The organism is Rhodococcus sp. MurmanLake-1 (assembly GCF_056945715.1).
Genome location: NZ_JBWZNF010000004.1, coordinates 295,711 through 313,224, shown reverse-complemented (window position 1 = coordinate 313,224; position 17,514 = coordinate 295,711). Strand labels below are relative to the sequence as shown.

Annotated in this window: 16 protein-coding genes and 1 pseudogene; 9 read left to right on the top strand and 8 right to left on the bottom strand. The window is 63.0% G+C overall.

Going from position 1 to position 17,514, the window contains the following annotated elements:
* Positions 1-28: 28 nt before the first annotated feature.
* The gene (gcvT, locus tag AC2ETI_RS14335) at positions 29-1,129 is read right to left on the bottom strand and encodes a glycine cleavage system aminomethyltransferase GcvT (RefSeq protein WP_483634053.1); all 1,101 of its coding nucleotides are present in this window, start codon (positions 1,127-1,129) and stop codon (positions 29-31) included.
* A 159-nt stretch (positions 1,130-1,288) separates the two neighbouring features.
* On the opposite strand from gcvT, the gene AC2ETI_RS14330 reads away from it, so the two are divergent.
* A complete protein-coding gene (locus AC2ETI_RS14330) occupies positions 1,289-2,806 on the top strand; it encodes a leucyl aminopeptidase (RefSeq protein ID WP_020908114.1) in 1,518 nt (505 codons plus the stop codon).
* A 55-nt stretch (positions 2,807-2,861) separates the two neighbouring features.
* On the opposite strand, the gene AC2ETI_RS14325 is transcribed toward AC2ETI_RS14330, so the two are convergent.
* Positions 2,862-3,212 (bottom strand): hypothetical protein, encoded by a 351-nt coding sequence (locus AC2ETI_RS14325; RefSeq protein ID WP_003941713.1) that lies wholly within the window; start codon positions 3,210-3,212, stop codon positions 2,862-2,864.
* A 364-nt stretch (positions 3,213-3,576) separates the two neighbouring features.
* Here AC2ETI_RS14325 and sucB point away from each other — a divergent pair, with 364 nt between their 5' ends.
* From sucB to AC2ETI_RS14300, 5 genes are all read left to right on the top strand, one after another.
* Entirely contained in the window at positions 3,577-5,340 is a 1,764-nt protein-coding gene (sucB, locus tag AC2ETI_RS14320; protein WP_400822165.1) for a 2-oxoglutarate dehydrogenase, E2 component, dihydrolipoamide succinyltransferase, read from the top strand.
* A 120-nt stretch (positions 5,341-5,460) separates the two neighbouring features.
* The gene (locus tag AC2ETI_RS14315; RefSeq protein WP_317559519.1) at positions 5,461-6,348 is read left to right on the top strand and encodes a TIGR01777 family oxidoreductase; all 888 of its coding nucleotides are present in this window, start codon (positions 5,461-5,463) and stop codon (positions 6,346-6,348) included.
* Between the two features lie 29 nt (positions 6,349-6,377).
* Positions 6,378-7,139 carry a lipoyl(octanoyl) transferase LipB gene (gene lipB, locus AC2ETI_RS14310; RefSeq protein WP_029538295.1) on the top strand — a complete coding sequence of 254 codons (762 nt, stop codon included), beginning with the start codon at positions 6,378-6,380 and terminating at the stop codon, positions 7,137-7,139.
* A 51-nt stretch (positions 7,140-7,190) separates the two neighbouring features.
* Positions 7,191-8,201, top strand: a complete 1,011-nt coding sequence (lipA, locus tag AC2ETI_RS14305; RefSeq protein ID WP_003941610.1) for a lipoyl synthase — start codon at positions 7,191-7,193, stop codon at positions 8,199-8,201.
* Positions 8,202-8,277: 76 nt separating this feature from the next.
* Positions 8,278-9,033 (top strand): DUF4191 domain-containing protein, encoded by a 756-nt coding sequence (locus tag AC2ETI_RS14300; protein WP_003941625.1) that lies wholly within the window; start codon positions 8,278-8,280, stop codon positions 9,031-9,033.
* A gap of 73 nt (positions 9,034-9,106) precedes the next feature.
* On the opposite strand, the gene AC2ETI_RS14295 is transcribed toward AC2ETI_RS14300, so the two are convergent.
* Positions 9,107-9,580, bottom strand: coding sequence for an RDD family protein (locus AC2ETI_RS14295; protein WP_019748923.1), 474 nt, complete (start codon positions 9,578-9,580; stop codon positions 9,107-9,109).
* Positions 9,581-9,793: 213 nt separating this feature from the next.
* Here AC2ETI_RS14295 and glnA point away from each other — a divergent pair, with 213 nt between their 5' ends.
* Entirely contained in the window at positions 9,794-11,230 is a 1,437-nt protein-coding gene (glnA, locus tag AC2ETI_RS14290) for a type I glutamate--ammonia ligase (RefSeq protein ID WP_003941609.1), read from the top strand.
* A 144-nt stretch (positions 11,231-11,374) separates the two neighbouring features.
* On the opposite strand, the gene AC2ETI_RS14285 is transcribed toward glnA, so the two are convergent.
* A complete protein-coding gene (locus AC2ETI_RS14285; protein WP_080910093.1) occupies positions 11,375-11,992 on the bottom strand; it encodes a YdeI/OmpD-associated family protein in 618 nt (205 codons plus the stop codon).
* Positions 11,993-12,114: 122 nt separating this feature from the next.
* Complete coding sequence (locus AC2ETI_RS14280; RefSeq protein ID WP_133727511.1) at positions 12,115-13,080, bottom strand: helix-turn-helix transcriptional regulator; 966 nt, start codon at positions 13,078-13,080, stop codon at positions 12,115-12,117.
* Positions 13,081-13,190: 110 nt separating this feature from the next.
* Here AC2ETI_RS14280 and AC2ETI_RS14275 point away from each other — a divergent pair, with 110 nt between their 5' ends.
* Positions 13,191-14,132, top strand: coding sequence for an alpha/beta fold hydrolase (locus AC2ETI_RS14275; protein WP_060938937.1), 942 nt, complete (start codon positions 13,191-13,193; stop codon positions 14,130-14,132).
* A gap of 86 nt (positions 14,133-14,218) precedes the next feature.
* Here the strand turns inward: AC2ETI_RS14275 and AC2ETI_RS14270 are convergent.
* The 3 genes and pseudogenes from AC2ETI_RS14270 to AC2ETI_RS14260 form a co-directional block, all read right to left on the bottom strand.
* Positions 14,219-14,501: pseudogene (locus tag AC2ETI_RS14270) on the bottom strand (ATP-binding protein); the annotation flags it as partial.
* 769 nt (positions 14,502-15,270) lie between these two features.
* Entirely contained in the window at positions 15,271-15,729 is a 459-nt protein-coding gene (locus AC2ETI_RS14265; RefSeq protein WP_003941615.1) for a DUF5994 family protein, read from the bottom strand.
* A gap of 96 nt (positions 15,730-15,825) precedes the next feature.
* Complete coding sequence (locus AC2ETI_RS14260; RefSeq protein WP_060938889.1) at positions 15,826-16,134, bottom strand: PNPOx family protein; 309 nt, start codon at positions 16,132-16,134, stop codon at positions 15,826-15,828.
* A gap of 183 nt (positions 16,135-16,317) precedes the next feature.
* Here AC2ETI_RS14260 and AC2ETI_RS14255 point away from each other — a divergent pair, with 183 nt between their 5' ends.
* Positions 16,318-17,505, top strand: a complete 1,188-nt coding sequence (locus AC2ETI_RS14255) for an inorganic phosphate transporter (protein WP_003941590.1) — start codon at positions 16,318-16,320, stop codon at positions 17,503-17,505.
* Positions 17,506-17,514 lie beyond the last annotated feature (9 nt).

Below are 17,514 nucleotides of genomic sequence, written 5' to 3'. Positions count from 1 at the left end.
GCAATCCTATCGAACGTGAAAAAGCTCTCTACTTGGTGTTGGTCTCCACGAACGGAGGAGACACCACGACGCACCGAAGAGCACGACCACGGACGTCGACTTCGATCTCGTCGCCGGCCGAGACATTGGCACCGGAATCGAGGAGCGCCAACGCAATTCCCACTTTGAGCGAAGGCGAAAACGTCCCCGAGGTGGTCTCGCCGATTGCCTCGCCGTCACGCAGAACACCGAGGCCGGCACGAAGCACGCCGCGATCGAGAGCCTTGATCCCCCAGAGTTTGCGAGCCGGGCCGGCAGCCTTCTCGTCGGTCAAGGTCTCTTTGCCCCAGAATGTCGGCTTCTTCCAACCGATCGCCCATCCGCAGCGCGCTTCGAGCGGAGAAATCTCGAGCGAAAGCTCATGCCCGTGCAGCGGATAACCCATCTCGGTACGAAGAGTGTCACGAGCGCCGAGTCCGGCGGCCTGCCCACCCTCGGCGCGCACTGCCTCGAGAAGCGCACGGAACAACGGCTCGCTGTCCTCCCACCGCGGCAGGAGTTCGTAGCCGACCTCACCGGTGTAACCGCTGCGGCACACACGAACAGGCACGCCGTTCCATTCCGCATCTTCGTACGCCATGTACTCGATCTCGGTGGGAAGTCCCAGCGCCGTCAGAACCGCGACCGATTTCGGACCCTGCACAGCCAGCACACCGTAGGCACGATGCTGATCCTCGACGGTGATTCCGTCCGGTGCGAGGGCGACAAGAGCCGCAACGACGTCCGCGGTATTGGCCGCGTTCGGGACGACGAAGATCTCGTCGTCGCTGACGTAGTACGCGATGAGGTCGTCGATGACACCACCGGACTCGTTGCAGCACAACGTGTACTGAGCCTTACCCGGCCCGATCTTGTTCAGATCGTTGGTCAGTGCGGAGTTCACGAATTCTGCGGCGCCCGCGCCACGCACGACGGCCTTGCCGAGGTGACTGACGTCGAAGAGTCCGACATTCTCACGCACAGAGGTGTGTTCGGCCACGACGCCGGCGTACGAAACCGGCATCTGCCATCCCCCGAACGGCGCGAACGTCGCGCCGAGTTCGACGTGGACGGGGTGGATCGGGCCCTGCAACAGTTGTTCGTCGGTCATGGCCCACAACCTATCGGACTTCGCCGATCGAAACATGTCCGCAGCGAGAGCTCACCCGGCCGCGACGATCGCCCCGTCCGCAAACGGCAAAGGGCCTAACATCGACTCAGGCATCCGCCAGAACCGGACGCATCGCACACTCACCTCACAGGAGACACCTTGAGCACTCGCACAGCCCGATCGTTGGGACCCGACCTCGTTCTCGCCGGCACAGTCGCCAAGCGCGCAGAGATATTGGTCGTCGGTCTGACGTCGGGTCCGGACGGCCCCGAGATCGCACTCAGCGAAGGCATCGTCGCCGAAGACGTGCTCGCCGAGATCCTCGACAGCCTCATCGCCGTCGGCGCCACCGGCAAGCCCGAGCAGCTCACCCGCGTCCCGGCACCGAGCGCGCTGTCGGTCACCAGCGTCCTCGCCGTCGGACTCGGCTCCGCCGACAAGCTCGACAGTGAGCAGATCCGCAAGTCCGCGGGCGCTGCAGCTCGCTCGCTGTCCGGCATCGACACCGTCGCAACCACGCTCTCGATCCTCGATCTCGGCGCAGCCGCCGAGGGATTTGCGTTGGGCGCGTACAGCTTCACCGAATTCAAGTCGTCCATGACGGCTCCCGGTCCTGATTCGCAGCCACTGGCCCGCGTCGAACTTCTGGTGCCCTCGCCGCGCACCAAGGAGACCAAGGCAACGCTGGCACGGTCGGCAGCGATCGCCGAGGCCGTCGCCACCGCACGCGAGTTCGTCAACACTCCCCCGAGCCACCTCTACCCCGCCGAGTTCGCCGCGCGCGCCAAGGCACTGGGCGTCGAGGCCGGGCTCACCGTCCAGGTGCTCGACGAGAAGGCACTCGAGAAGGGTGGCTACGGCGGAATCATCGGCGTCGGCAAGGGCTCGTCACGCCAGCCGCGTCTCGTCCGCCTCGAATACGCGTCGAAGAAGCGTGGAGCCCGCAAGGTCGCACTGGTGGGCAAGGGCATCACCTTCGACACCGGCGGAATCTCCATCAAGCCTGCCGCCGGGATGGAGAACATGACCTCGGACATGGGCGGCGCCGCAGCCGTCATCTCCACCGTCGTGCTCGCCGCCAAGCTCGGTCTGCCCGTCAACGTCGTCGCATACGTCCCGATGGCCGAGAACATGCCGTCCGCAACCGCGCAGCGTCCCGGCGACGTGCTGACCCAGTACGGCGGAATCACCATCGAGGTCGTCAACACCGACGCCGAGGGCCGTTTGATCCTGGCCGACGCGATGGTTCGCGCGGGTGAGGACAACCCCGACTACATGATCGACACCGCAACCCTCACCGGTGCGCAGATGGTGGCGCTCGGCAACCGCACCCCCGGCGTCATGGGCACGGACGAGTTCCGTGACCGCGTCGCCTCCATCTCGCAGAGCGTCGGCGAGAACGGTTGGGCCATGCCGCTGCCCGAGGAACTGCGCGGAGATCTCGACTCCAAGGTCGCCGACATGGCCAATGTCACCCCGCACCGCTGGGGCGGCATGCTGGTCGCCGCTCACTACCTCAAGGAATTCGTTCCCGAGGGTGTCCAGTGGGCGCACATCGACGTCGCAGGTCCCGCGTACAACACGTCAGGGCCGTGGGGTTACACCGGCAAGGGCGGCACCGGCGTTCCGGTTCGCACGATGATCTCGGTCCTGGAGGACATCGCGGTCAACGGCTGACCACTTGCTGTGCGCCTTTATTAACCGCGGGAGGTTAATAAAGGCGCACAGCAAATCAGGCGCCGTCGCGCAATTCCTGCTCTCGGGCCCGCTTGCGTTCGATTCGCTTACGCTCGTCGTGATCACGCATACGCTGCGGATATCCCGTTTTTCGGACGTCGTAGACCGGAATCTTCAGGTCTTGTCCCAATTTGCGGGCACCACGTTCGCCGCCGACACGACGACGAGTCCACTCCCCGTCCTTCGCGACGAGGACAACGGTCACCTCGGTCACCGTCGTCTGCGGTTCCACATAGGCCTCGACGCCTTCGTGCGAATGCGCCCAATTCGCCAGATGATCCGCATCACTCTGCGCTGCGGCCTGAGCCGCACTCGGCGGACGCTTGAAACGATCGAACAGTCCCACGGTCGTACCCTCCTCGGTACCGACGCCGCGGATGCACCCCGGCGATATGTCAAGTTTGCCAGGCGATGTCCGTTGTGCCTGCGCACGACATACCGTTTGGTCCGCTTACGACGTTACAGCCGGACCCCCAACGCATACCTACTCGCCAGTAGCCGACACACTCGAAACGGACGGCATCCCCCTCATCGGACACGCCCGGCGTATCAATGGAAAGATGAACGACGGTGACGCCGCGCCCGCGCGTCGACATCGGCAAAATAGCTACAAGTAGCCGCACGTCGCGCGCCACTCGAGCACAATGCATTACGACCACAAGTCGACAAAATTCAACAACCCGAACACAACTGTCGAGGAGTCAAAAGACATGGCCTTCTCCGTCCAGATGCCAGCCCTAGGTGAGAGCGTCACCGAGGGAACTGTCACACGGTGGCTCAAGCAGGAAGGAGACACGGTCGAAGTCGACGAACCCTTGCTCGAAGTCTCCACGGACAAGGTCGACACCGAGATTCCGTCTCCCGTCGCCGGCGTCCTGACCAAGATCGTCGCGCAGGAAGACGACACCGTGGAAATCGGTGGCGAGCTCGCCCAGATCGGTGAAGCCGGCGAAGCCGCAGCACCTGCGGCAGAGGCACCCGCCCCCGCCGCAGAGGAAGCTCCCGCCGAGGAAGCCCCGGCTGCCGAGGAACCCGCCGAAGAAACTCCCGCTGCCGAGGCACCCGCTGCTTCCGGCGGTTCCGCTGAAGGCACCGCCGTGACGATGCCCGCCCTCGGCGAGTCCGTCACCGAAGGCACCGTCACCCGCTGGCTCAAGGCCGTCGGCGACGAGGTTGCCGTCGACGAGGCGCTGCTCGAAGTCTCGACCGACAAGGTCGACACCGAAATCCCGTCCCCCGTCGCCGGAATCCTGCTCGAGATCAATGCGCAGGAAGACGACACCGTCGAGATCGGTGGCCAGCTGGCCGTCGTCGGATCCGGCGCACCCGCCGCGGCTCCGGCACCCAAGGCCGCTCCCGCAGCACCGGCCGCTCCGCCGGCACCCAAGGCTGAAGCACCCAAGGCTGAAGCACCGAAGGCCGAAGCACCCAAGGCCGAGGCACCCAAGCCTGCTGCCGCACCAGCCGCACCCGCTCCGAAGCCTGCTGCAGCTCCCGCACCGGCGGCCGCACCCGCAGCTTCCGGCGACAGCAGCCCGTACGTCACCCCGCTCGTGCGCAAGCTCGCCACGGACAACGGCGTCGACCTCGCGACCGTCACCGGCACCGGCGTCGGCGGCCGCATCCGCAAGCAGGATGTGCTCGCCGCTGCGGAGGCCAAGAAGGCTCCCGCCGCCGCTGCTCCTGCTGCAGCACCCGCGGCCGCACCGGCCGCCACCGCAGCCGCAGGCGTCCGACCGGAACTGGCACACCTGCGCGGAACCACGCAGAAGGCCAACCGTATTCGGCAGATCACGGCCACCAAGACGCGTGAGTCGCTGCAGAACACCGCTCAGCTCACGCAGACCTTCGAGGTGGATGTCACCAAGATCGTCGCCCTGCGGGCCCGCGCCAAGGCCGGCTTCATCGAGCGCGAAGGCGTCAACCTGACGTTCCTTCCGTTCTTCGCCAAGGCAGTCGTCGAGGCGCTGAAGTCGCACCCGAACATCAACGCCAGCTACGACGAGGCTGCCAAGCAGATCACCTACTACGACGCTGAGCACCTCGGCATCGCAGTGGACACCGATCAGGGCTTGCTCTCCCCCGTCATCCACAACGCCGGCGATCTCGGCCTTGCCGGTTTGGCTCGCGCCATCGCCGACATCGCGAAGCGTGCACGCTCGGGTGGCCTGAAGCCGGACGAGCTATCGGGTGGAACCTTCACCATCACCAACATCGGCAGCCAGGGCGCGCTGTTCGACACCCCGATCCTGGTACCGCCGCAGGCGGCCATGCTCGGAACCGGCGCGATCGTCAAGCGCCCGATGGTGGTCACCGACGAGAACGGCAACGAGTCCATCGGCGTTCGCTCGATGATCTACTTGCCGCTGACCTACGATCACCGTCTGGTCGACGGCGCCGACGCCGGCCGATTCCTCACCACTGTGAAGCAGCGGTTGGAAGAAGCCTCGTTCGAAGCTGATCTGGGCCTGTAAGCAACTGCTCGGCCGACCGGGGCGTCATCTCCATCAGGAGGTGGCGCCCCGGCTTTTTCAGTACGGTCGGATATACACGGTCGGATATCGAAGCAGGCTGAATCGAAGGAGGCTTTCCGAATGCGAGTAGTCATCGCCGGCTCGTCCGGTTTGATCGGAACGGCCTTGGTGTCATCGTTGCGCTCCGACAACCACGACGTCGTACGTCTCGTGCGACGCTCGACCGCTGGACCCGACGAATCGCGTTGGGACCCGGACCAGGACCGTCTGGACCTCTCCGTCCTGCAAGGCGCTGACGCCGTCGTGAACCTCTGCGGCGTCGGCATCGGCGACAAACGGTGGTCGGGTTCCTACAAGCAGGCGATCCGTGACAGCCGCATCGTCGCGACCGATGTCCTGGCCGAAGCTGTCGCAAGTCAGAAGGTTCCCGTACTCGCCAACGCGAGCGCCGTCGGCTACTACGGCGACACCGGCGACAAGATCGTCGACGAGGATTCGCCGGCAGGCACCGACTTTCTCGCCACGACGTGTCGCGATTGGGAAATTGCCACCGAGCCCGCACGCAAGGCGGGAGCCCGCGTGGTCAATCTGCGCTCGGGCGTCGTGATTTCACCCCACGGCGGCATGCTCGGTCGGCTTCGGCGCATTTATTCGTTCGGTCTCGGCGGGCGACTGGGCAACGGTCGCCAGTACTTTCCGTGGATCTCACTCGAGGACGAGTGCGACGCGATCAAGTTCGCGCTCAAGAATTCCGAACTCTCCGGTCCCGTCAACCTGACCGGTCCGGCCCCTGTCACCAACGCCCAGTTCAATGACGCCATGTCCCGTGCGGTCCACCGACCGGCTCCCTGGATCGTTCCCGGGTTCGCACTCGAAGCGTTGATCGGAGAATTCGCCAAGAGCGGCATCCTCGGTGGCCAGCGCGCCATTCCCGCGGCCTTGGAAAAGGCGGGATTCTCCTTCCGCCACAACACGATCGGCGAAGCGCTGGCGGCCGCACTCGGATGATTCCGAAGTCGGGCGTAATCTCTACGTCCATGAGCAGCGCTGACGTTTCCGCCCGGTTCTCGAAACTGCCGATCGCCGTCGAGCAACTCGGTTTGATCGACTACAACGCCGCGTGGGACCGTCAGCGTGAGCTCGCGGCAGCGCGGGCAGACGACATCGGACCGGACACGCTACTGCTCCTCGAACACCCCCCGGTGTACACGGCAGGTCGACGCACGGAACCCGAAGACCGTCCCGTCGACGGAACACCTGTCATCGACGTCGACCGCGGCGGGAAGATCACCTGGCACGGCCCCGGCCAGCTGGTCGGATATCCGATCGTGAAACTGGCCGAGCCCATCGACGTGGTGCGGTATGTCCGACGCATCGAGGAAGCACTGATCACGGTGTGCACGGACCTCGGGCTGAACTGCGGGCGCATCGACGGCCGCTCCGGCGTCTGGCTGCCCGCCGAACTCGCAAACGGGCAATGGAAGCCCGAGCGCAAGGTTTCTGCCATCGGCGTGCGCGTCCAACGTGGCGTGGCACTGCACGGCTTCTCCCTGAACTGCAATTCGGTCCTGACCGGATTCGACAACATCATTCCCTGCGGCATCCGTGACGCCGGGGTGACGACGCTGTCGCATGAACTCGGTCGCGACGTAACCGTGGACGAAGTCACTCCCGCTGTGACCGAGGCAGTGATCGCTGCTCTCGACGGAACCATGCCCGTCACCGAACGGAACGTCGAGCGCGTCACCTTCGAAAGCGCCTCGCCTACTCCGACTTTTACTACCGTTCAGTACAGCTGACGGGCTCGCCCGAACCCCGTTGCAGTAATCACCGGGCGTAGGATCACTGTCGTGACTATCGCCCCAGAAGGACGTAAGCTGCTCCGTCTCGAGATCCGAAACGCGGAGACGCCCATCGAACGCAAACCCAACTGGATCAAGACCCGCGCAAAGATGGGCCCCGAGTACACGGAACTCAAGGGCCTGGTCAAGCGCGAAGGTTTGCACACCGTCTGCGAGGAAGCGGGCTGCCCCAACATCTACGAGTGCTGGGAAGACCGCGAAGCCACGTTCCTGATCGGCGGCGAGCAGTGCACACGCCGCTGCGACTTCTGCCAGATCGACACCGGCAAGCCCGAGGCCCTCGACCGCGACGAGCCCCGTCGCGTCGCGGAAAGCGTTCAGGCCATGGGGCTTCGGTACTCCACGATCACCGGCGTCGCCCGCGACGACCTCCCCGACGGCGGCGCCTGGCTCTACGCCGAGACCGTCCGCAAGATCCACGAACTCAACCCGGGCACCGGCGTCGAGAACCTGGTTCCGGACTTCAACGGCAAGCCCGAACTGCTCGACGAGGTCTTCGCCTCACGCCCCGAGGTGCTCGCACACAACCTCGAGACCGTCCCCCGCATCTTCAAGCGGATCCGTCCGGCATTCCGGTACCAGCGCAGCCTCGACGTCATCACCGCAGCACGCGACTACGGACTGGTCACCAAGTCCAACCTGATCCTCGGTATGGGCGAAACCCCTGAAGAGGTCACCGAGGCAATGGCAGATCTCCACGCCGCCGGTTGCGACATCCTCACCATCACCCAGTACCTGCGCCCCTCGCCCCGGCACCACCCCGTCGAGCGGTGGGTCAAGCCCGAGGAGTTCGTCGCACACTCCAAGGCTGCAGAAGAGATGGGCTTCGCCGGCGTCATGGCCGGTCCGTTGGTTCGCTCGTCGTACCGCGCCGGACGCCTGTATGCGCAGGCCATGGCACATCACGGCCGTGAACTGCCCGAGGCGCAGCGTCATCTGACCGAGGGCGGAGACGCTTCCCAGGAAGCCAGCTCACTCATGGCGCGCCTGAATCGCTGATCCACTTTTTGCTGTGCGCCTTTATTAACCGCGGGCGGTTAGTAAAGGCGCACAGCAATGGACGTATCCTGGGTACATGGCGAACGGCAGCAAATCCGGTAAGGGCAAACCCACCAAAGAGGCAAAGGCTGCAGCGAAGGCTGCCCGCAAGCAGGCTTCCAAGGAACGTAGAACTCAGCTCTGGCAGGCATTCCAGATGCAGCGCAAGGACGACAAGCTCCTCCTGCCGCTGATGATCGGCACCCTCGTCGGTGCTGCTCTGGTCTTCTTCCTGGTCGGTCTCATCTGGGGCCTTCAGTGGTTCCTGCTGCCGATCGGCATCGTTCTCGGTCTCCTCGGCGCCTTCATCATCTTCGGTCGCCGCGTCCAGAAATCGGTGTACAAGAAGGCTGAAGGCCAGGCCGGTGCCGCTGCGTGGGCGCTCGACAACATGCAGGGCGCGTGGCGCGTCACGAATGCCGTCGCCGGCACCACCCAGCTCGATGCCGTTCACCGCGTCGTCGGACGGCCGGGTGTCATCCTCGTCGCCGAGGGTTCGCCGCAACGCGTCAAGGGCCTCCTCGCGCAGGAGAAGAAGAAGACTGCCCGCCTCATCGGCGACACCCCGATCTACGACATCATCATCGGCAACGACGAGGGCCAGGTTCCGCTCTCGCAGCTCCAGCGCTACTTGAACAAGTTGCCCCGCAACATCGACACCAAGCGCATGGACAACATCGAAGGTCGCCTCGCTGCGCTCAGCGCACGCGGCGGCGGAGCAGCGCTTCCCAAGGGCCCGATGCCCGGAGGCGCGAAGATGAAGGGAATGCAGCGAACCATTCGTCGTCGCTGACACTCCCCCCACAGCAAAACGAAAGACCCGGGCCCATACGGACCCGGGTCTTTCTTCGTTCGAGAAGTTTGTGTCAGCGCGACTTCACGAGCAAAGTGCCGGTCGCGCGGTCCTGCATACCGCGACCGTCGATGTCGGTGATGGTCGCGGGAATGACGAACACCAGCAGCGCCTGACGCCCCAACGCGCGCACGAAGCCCACACGGATCGGGCCTTCGATTCGCGCAACCTGAAGTCCGAGGACGAACTGCCCCGGGGTGAAGTTGAACAGCGCCACGGTGACGACACCGACGGCGAACCACACCATCAGTGTGACAGTCGAGGTCATACCGTCGAAGAAGTCTCCGGTGATGAGCGAGGCCACTCCCACGGCCATGACCCAATCCACCAACAGTGCGGCGATACGACGGCCCGAACCGACCAGCGAACCCGGCCCCTCCTGAGGGAAACCGAGGAACTCGCCACGGTACGACTGCTCACGGCCGTCCGTGCTCTTCGGCAAAGCTGCTTGCGGCCCAGAGAGCCAAGTTCCGGTGATACGTGCCATGCTGTCCAGGATAGGCGTCGCAGCACCGTAGTCCAGATTTGCCGGGTTTTAACTGTGTGGCCGGTCACATGGACTTCGGAAATCCCCAGGATGCTGCGACGCGTAACACTGCCGAAACAAAGGGTTGACGAGCGGGCAACACCAGCTCCCTACCGTCTGCCTCGACGGATTCAACCGACATCACTTGGCTGAAGCGACTTAAGGAGCACAAGCGTGGCGTTCACCACGGCCGAAGAGGTCATCAAGTACATCGCGGACGAGAACATCGAGTACGTCGACATTCGGTTCAGCGACCTGCCCGGCGTCCAGCAGCACTTCTCGATCCCGGCGTCTGCTTTCAACCAGGACGTGTTCGAGGACGGCCTCGCATTCGACGGATCTTCGGTCCGCGGATTCCAGTCGATCCACGAGTCCGACATGATGTTGCTTCCCGACGTCACCACGGCGCAGATCGACCCCTTCCGCAAGGCGAAGACCCTCAACATCAACTTCTTCGTGCACGACCCGTTCACCCGTGAGTCCTACAGCCGCGACCCGCGCAACGTTGCCCGCAAGGCCGAGGAGTACTTGGTCAGCACCGGCATCGCGGACACCGCATTCTTCGGCGCCGAGGCCGAGTTCTACATCTTCGACTCGGTTCGCTACGACTCCGGCATGAACTCCGCGTTCTACGAGCTGGATTCCATCTCCGGTTCCTGGAACACCGGCGCAGAGACCAACGCCGACGGCTCCCCGAACCTCGGCTACAAGGTTCGCGCCAAGGGTGGCTACTTCCCCGTCGCTCCGTACGACCACTACGTGGACCTGCGCGACGAAATCTCCACCAACCTGACCAACGCGGGCTTCGAGCTCGAGCGCGGCCACCACGAGGTCGGCACCGGCGGACAGCAGGAGATCAACTACAAGTTCAACACGCTGCTCGCAGCTGCTGACGACCTGCAGTTGTTCAAGTACATCGTCAAGAACACCTGCTGGCAGCACGGCAAGTCCGCGACCTTCATGCCGAAGCCGCTCTTCGGTGACAACGGCTCGGGCATGCACGTCCACCAGTCCCTGTGGAAGGACGGCAAGCCCCTCTTCCACGACGAGTCCGGCTACGCAGGCCTCTCGGACATGGCTCGCCACTACATCGGCGGCATCCTGCACCACGCTCCGTCGCTGTTGGCCTTCACCAACCCGACGATCAACTCGTACCACCGTCTGGTGCCGGGCTACGAAGCCCCCATCAACCTCGTGTACAGCCAGCGCAACCGCTCGGCAGCTGTCCGTATCCCGATCACGGGCAACAACCCGAAGGCAAAGCGTCTCGAGTTCCGCGCACCCGACTCCTCGGGTAACCCGTACCTCAACTTCGCTGCACAGATGATGGCCGGCCTGGACGGCATCAAGAACAAGATCGAGCCGATGGCTCCGGTCGACAAGGACCTCTATGAGCTTCCCCCGGAGGAGGCTCGCAACATCCCGCAGGCTCCGACCAGCCTCGAGACGGTCATCAACCGCCTCGAAGCCGATCACGAGTACCTGACCGAGGGTGGCGTCTTCACCACCGACCTGATCGAGACCTGGATCTCGCTCAAGCGCGAGCAGGAAATCGCTCCGGTCAACCTGCGTCCGCACCCGTACGAGTTCGAGCTCTACTACGACGTGTGATCCGCATCCTGACGTAAGTCAGACCTGCGAGTACCGAGTCCACCCGTCCCGCTTCTGCGGGGCGGGTGGACTTGTTTCGGTCCGAGGGAAACCCCTCGGACAGATGATGACCGGCCTTCATACCGGACGCGGTCGAATCGCGGATCAGCCGCGAGCACGTTCGCCGATGGCCGCATTGTTGACGATATGGGCGATTCGACCTGCCCGTGTTGCGTCTCGAGCGGCACAGACTATCCACCACAGCATCTGTTTGCGGGCGCTGGGCGGAAAACTGTCCCAGTTGCTTCGAGCTTGCGGGTCCAGGTCCAGCGCCGCCTGCAAGTCAGATGGTTCCTCGAGGTCTTCGACTTGGTCGAGAATCGTCCACCAACCAGTGGATTTCGCGGCAGCAATTGCACCGCGACCAGCAGCGGTCATAAGGCCACGCGCTTCCATATCAGCTGCGCGTTCGCGGTTGAGACGGGTCCAGGAACTCTTGCGTCTACGAGGCGTGAACAGTTGCAAATTGCGCTCTTCGTCGAGGATGGTGTTGGTGGAATCGATCCAACCAAAGCAGATGGCTTCCTCAACGGCCTGAGGGTAGGGGCAGCGTGGTCGGCTGGTGGTGGTGCGCCAGGAGCACAACCACACACCTCGGCCTGACGTGTGATTGTCCGTCAGCCAAGTTCGCCACTGTTCCCGAGTCTCGGCGTGGATGATCGGGTAGTCGAACTTCCACGTCGGGGGGTGGATGGAAGCCGGCGATGATTTCGAATTGGTCACTTACTCTCCAAGCTCACAGGGGAACGGATACGTGTCTCGATAGACGAGGGGCCTGCGCAGGGAACACGCCCCTGCGGCAACCTGGACATGAATGGTCTTGTCGCACAATCCTCTTCTGACTGTCATGGTGGCGAGACTCTGAGGTGAAGGGCGAGCCGACTGACGGTGTCGGCAAGCTCGGTTGGTTCGATGACGACCACTGGGGCGGTGAGCGCAATGCGCGCAACCGTCATGGCGAGCCTGCCGAGATCTTCGCTGCGGATCTCGACAAGGCAGCGGTCCGCTGCCACCTCGATCGGTGTGTGGTCAATCCATCTGAGTACGCCGTCGAGGTCGGCGAACGTGGCTTCGATGGCGAGTTTTGCATCGTGGTGACGGGGTGGCGAGCCGACTGATCTCGCGACGAAGCCTGCCGCGTCACCGCCCGGGATCTCGCGTGGCGTGAAATGACTGCCTGCCAGCCAGGGCTCCGAGAGCCGGTCCAGTCGAAATGTTCGCCAATCCGAACGATGGTGGTCCCATGCTACGAGATACCAACGACGTCCCGCCGTGACAAGGCGGTGCGGCTCGACGAGCCGTCTGCTGCTCTCGCCATCACCTCGCCGGTAGTCGAAACGTACGTGCTCGTGGTCGCGACATGCCGCAGCGAGCACACTGAGCGCTTCGGGGTCGACGACGTCGTCATCTGCCCGCCGCATGGAACTGACGCTCGAATGCAGTGCCGACACACGTCGGCGTAGTCGATGGGGCAGGAGTGCTTCGATCTTGGTCAGCGCGCGCAGCGATGTTTCTTCGATGCCTCCGATGGCGGCCTCGGCGGCGTAGCGCAGTCCGACGGCTACCGCCACGGACTCGTCATCGTCGAGGATCAGGGGCGGCACGTGTGCCCCCGTTGCAAGTCGGTAGCCCCCGTACTTTCCGGACGTGGAATCGACCGGATAACCGAGGTCGCGTAGGCGATCGATGTCGCGGCGTACCGTCCGCTGCGTGACATCGAGTCGTGCGGCAAGTTCGGCACAGTGCCAGAAGCGATGGGTCTGAAGGAGCGAGAGCAATTGCAGTGCTCGGCCTGTGGGATCGTTCCGCATTTCTTCAGATTGCCAGCGATCTAGGACTTTATGTGTCCACGATGCTCCCTAACGTCGGAGCAACCGGTCGATCCAGACACGAGATCGGTACTCAACTCAAAGGAGCATCCGTGAATCCATCCGACTTCCCCAGGCCCGTCCTCATCCAAGTCAACGGCGTGGAACTCGAAGTCTTCGAGGCAGGGCGACACAATGCCGGGAAACCCATCGTGTTGTGTCACGGATGGCCAGAGCACGCCTATTCCTGGCGATACCAGGTGCCCGCCCTTGTCGAGGCGGGCTACCACGTCATCGTCCCGAACCAACGCGGCTACGGCAATTCATCACGTCCGACCGAAGTGACGGACTATGACATTGAACATTTGGCGGGTGATCTCATCGCACTTCTCGATCACTACGGCTACGAAGATGCCACCTTTGTCGGTCACGATTGGGGTGCCTTTGTCGTGTGGGGCCTGACCCTGTTGCACCCGGACCGGGTAAACAAAGTGATCAACCTGAGCCTGCCCTACCAGGATCGCGGAGAGCAGCCCTGGATTGAGTTCATGGAAGCCGTGCTCGGCGGTGATTTCTACTTCGTCCATTTCAATCGACAGCCGGGCGTCGCGGACGCGGTGTTCGAAGACAACACCTTCCGGTTCCTCCGCAACCTGTACCGGAAGAACGAACCCCTCAGGGAGCCTCAGCCGGGTATGGCACTGATCGATCTCGCCAGAGCAGAGACACCACTCGGTGAGCCTCTGATGAGCGATAGCGAATTGGCCGTTTTCGTCTCCGCCTTCGAATCGACAGGATTCACGGGCAATGTGAACTGGTACAGGAACCTTGACCGCAACTGGCATTTGCTGGCGGAGGTGGACCCGATTATCCAACAGCCCGCACTTATGATCTACGGCGACCGTGACGCGATCGCGAGAGCTGAGAACCTGACAGAGTTCGTGCCCAACGTGGAAGTAGTCAATCTCGACTGCGGTCACTGGATCCAGCAAGAAAGACCCGAAGAGACCAACCAAGCGATCTTGAACTGGCTGGAGCGGCAGGATGCCACATAGTTTCAAGGCTAGGTGCGGGTCTCAGTGAAAATGTCAGTCTCATTCAAGTCCGATAGGGGGCGTGATCCGGACCCACCTTGTGTGTATCAAGCGGATTGCTGAGCTCGGATGTGGACGAGTCGGTAAGAGTCGGTGGCGGTTTCGATGATGTTGCCGCCGCAAGGTGAGCCGATCCACGATGTCGGCGCAAGGTCGTGGGTCGGTGAACATTGTCGTCCAGCCGGAGAACGACGCGTTGGAGGCGATGGCGACGGAGTTCTTTTCCTCCCGTTCGGTCAACACCTGAATAAGCAGCTCGGCGCCTCGTTTGTCGAGTTCCATGTAACCGAGTTCGTCGATGCCGAGCAGATCCACTCGGCCGTAGCGGGCGGTCCCGACCACCCACTGCCAGTTGGCCCAGGCCCAACCAGTTCCGGCATGGCCTGGATGGACGTTGTCGCCTGCTGCATCGACAAGAGCCTCTCGCCACATTTTCAAATCGCCTCTGATCCAACAAGTTAACGGGTTCCGGAAACGCGTCTACCTCTCCGGCTCCACTTTCGAGAATCAACGAGAGCGTCGGAAAACAAGCCATGCACTCAACCCGGCGATGGGCACAAGCCAAATGCCGAAAAAGAAGGCGACTGCTCGCCACACACCGATTCGCCGGGACACGGAAACCACATCGGCCGTTCCGACAAGGCACAGGGAAATCCATATCAAGGTGAGAATGAATCCGCCGACGTACAGAAGAACGAACGCCCCAAATCCGTCCATACAGTCCATTCCACTGTCGGCGCAGTCCTGAAGCCCCGCCGCACCGAGTAGAGAAATGTTCACAGTGGCGATGCTACGGACCAGGGCGTCCCGAACTTCCGAACGACCCGGCGGATTCGGCGATGCGAACGCCGGTCAGCCCGTACAAAGTAGAAGCCCCACCCCCGTGGGGAGGGCGGGGCTTCATTCGATCCGGCGCTCACGCACAGTGGGAGGGTGGTGGACATGCCGGACCGACGACACGGCAGGGAGTCAAGCTGCCGCGCCCAAGCGCTGACCTGAAGGAATGCGCCTGAGATTGTGGTTACGAGAACCATCAAACCAGACAAACTGGACGCATGTTCAGGAATCGAAAGATTCGACCCCGCACGTCAGAAAGATCTCACTGCACCCGATAGGTTTCGCTACGGCCAGGATCAACCAACCGCCGCATGATCTCGTACGCACGGTCCGGATCCGTGTACGGCGGAATCATCATCAGAACGAGTTGACGACCATAGATGTCGTCGAGATACATCAAATCGTGAGGCTGGCCAGGGTACGGACCCCGCACTTCCAGTCCGTCGACCTCGTCGATACGACGCTGCGCGCTGCTGATCGTGTTCCAGTCGAACGCAACCCGCGCGATCGGCCCCAACCTCAGCGAAAGTGCGGATATCAGATCGTGAAGCTCCGCCGTGACGTTGGTGGTCCATGGGAACCACGCGCCGTCTACCGATGCCTTGACGGCGCCTTGACCACGAAGCAGGAACCGCGGAGTCCGCGTCGGCGACGGGAAAGGTTGCCCGACATGGCGCTGCGGCGCTTCCATTGCATAGTCGAGAGTGCTGATGTGCGCCATGACGAGGCTCCTTAACGGAGGATTCGTGGAACCGTCAGGCAGAGGCGCCCGGTCGTGGGTTCCATACTTTCAGGCTACTCCGCTGCGCAATCCCGACTACGCATCGACGGAAATGATCACGCCGTTGTCGCCGTACGGGAACGGACCATTGCCGATGTGACCGCGGGTGTTGAATAATTTCGAAATAGGCACCATCACAACGTATTTCGCTTTCACTTTGCTGCGGATCTCGTCGAATTCAGCTCCACCGCTCACCAACTGAGCGGTCCCGGCAACCGGCGAAGAGCCGTCGGCAACCTTTCCGTGGTTGTTGCACGGCACGACGGTGACGCGTGGGTTGTTCCGCAGCCGCTTGGCCTTACCCGATTTCGAGGAAGTCCAGAACCCGATACGTCCGTCCGGCAATTGGCGTATGCCTCCACAAACTCCACGACCATGCACACGAATGAATTTTCTATGCCTCACGCGTTTCGAAACGGACAATTATCCGGACGAAGATGAACAACAGGTGCCGAGTGATGGAAATGTCGCGGAACGACCACGTCTCAGGTCGATTTGTGGCCCGCAGGTGTTGGAACATGACTTCTCGTGAATGCGGAACTCATCGTTCTCCTCGTCGTCGTCGTAACCGCTCTGGGGTTCGACTTCACCAACGGTTTTCATGACACTGGCAACGCTATGGCCACGTCGATTGCAACCGGCGCCCTCAAGCCCAAGGTGGCAGTCGCTCTGTCTGCTTCCTTGAACCTGGTTGGAGCTTTCCTCTCGGTAGAGGTTGCTGCCACCGTGGCCAAGGGCGTGGTGAACCTCGGAAATGTGGGTGGCCAAGCGCTGCTCACCATCGTCTTCGCCGGCCTTGTCGGCGGCATCATCTGGAACCTGGCAACGTGGTTGCTCGGCATCCCCTCGAGTTCCTCACACGCACTGTTCGGCGGCCTGATCGGCGCCGCCATCGCGTCCCTCGGAATGAGCGGTGTCGCCTGGAGCGGCGTGCTCAGCAAGGTTGTCATCCCCGCAGTTCTCGCTCCCGTCGTAGCCGGCTTGGTTGCAGCGGCCGGAACCTGGCTCATCTACCGCATCACCTCCAACGTCGGTGAGGAAACCAAGGACAAGGGTTTCCGACTCGGCCAAATCGGTTCGGCTTCACTCGTTTCCCTCGCCCACGGCACCAACGACGCTCAGAAGACAATGGGCGTCATCTTCCTCGCCTTGGTCGCCCATGGAACCATCTCCGCCGACGCGGACATGCCGTTCTGGGTCAAGCTCACCTGCGCACTCGCGATCGCTGCCGGAACCTACCTCGGCGGGTGGCGAGTCATCCGCACACTCGGCAAGGGCCTGGTCGAGATCGCCGCGCCGCAGGGCATGGCGGCCGAAGCATCTTCTGCTGCCATCATTCTCACCTCCAGCCACCTCGGTCTTCCACTCTCGACCACCCATGTGGCGACGGGTTCCATCATGGGAACCGGTCTGGGACGCAAGGGCGCCGAGGTTCGTTGGGGCGTCGCCGGACGTATGGCGGTCGCCTGGTTGATCACTCTCCCGTCCGCTGCGATCGTCGGCGCTCTGTGCTGGGGACTGGCCAACATCGTCGGCGGCCTGCCCGGTGTCCTGGTCGTCTTCGCTGTGCTCATCGCCCTGGCCGGTTGGATGTACCTGCGCTCCCGCAAGGAGCCCATCGATCCGAGCAATGTCAACGCCGAGTGGGACGGCGGCCTGGTGCCTGCAGAGGTCCCCGGTCCGGACGCCCGCGTCACCACCGACGTCAAAGCCTGAAAGAGGGAA

Excerpts from the sequence above, each read along its gene's own strand:
- AC2ETI_RS14280 (WP_133727511.1), bottom strand. The coding sequence starts at position 13,080 with ATGCGGAACGATCCCACAGGCCGAGCACTGCAATTGCTCTCGCTCCTT.
- AC2ETI_RS14300 (WP_003941625.1), top strand. The coding sequence starts at position 8,278 with ATGGCGAACGGCAGCAAATCCGGTAAGGGCAAACCCACCAAAGAGGCA.
- AC2ETI_RS14265 (WP_003941615.1), bottom strand. The coding sequence starts at position 15,729 with ATGGCGCACATCAGCACTCTCGACTATGCAATGGAAGCGCCGCAGCGC.
- sucB (WP_400822165.1), top strand. The coding sequence starts at position 3,577 with ATGGCCTTCTCCGTCCAGATGCCAGCCCTAGGTGAGAGCGTCACCGAG.
- lipB (WP_029538295.1), top strand. The coding sequence starts at position 6,378 with ATGAGCAGCGCTGACGTTTCCGCCCGGTTCTCGAAACTGCCGATCGCC.
- AC2ETI_RS14295 (WP_019748923.1), bottom strand. The coding sequence starts at position 9,580 with ATGGCACGTATCACCGGAACTTGGCTCTCTGGGCCGCAAGCAGCTTTG.
- AC2ETI_RS14315 (WP_317559519.1), top strand. The coding sequence starts at position 5,461 with ATGCGAGTAGTCATCGCCGGCTCGTCCGGTTTGATCGGAACGGCCTTG.
- gcvT (WP_483634053.1), bottom strand. The coding sequence starts at position 1,129 with ATGACCGACGAACAACTGTTGCAGGGCCCGATCCACCCCGTCCACGTC.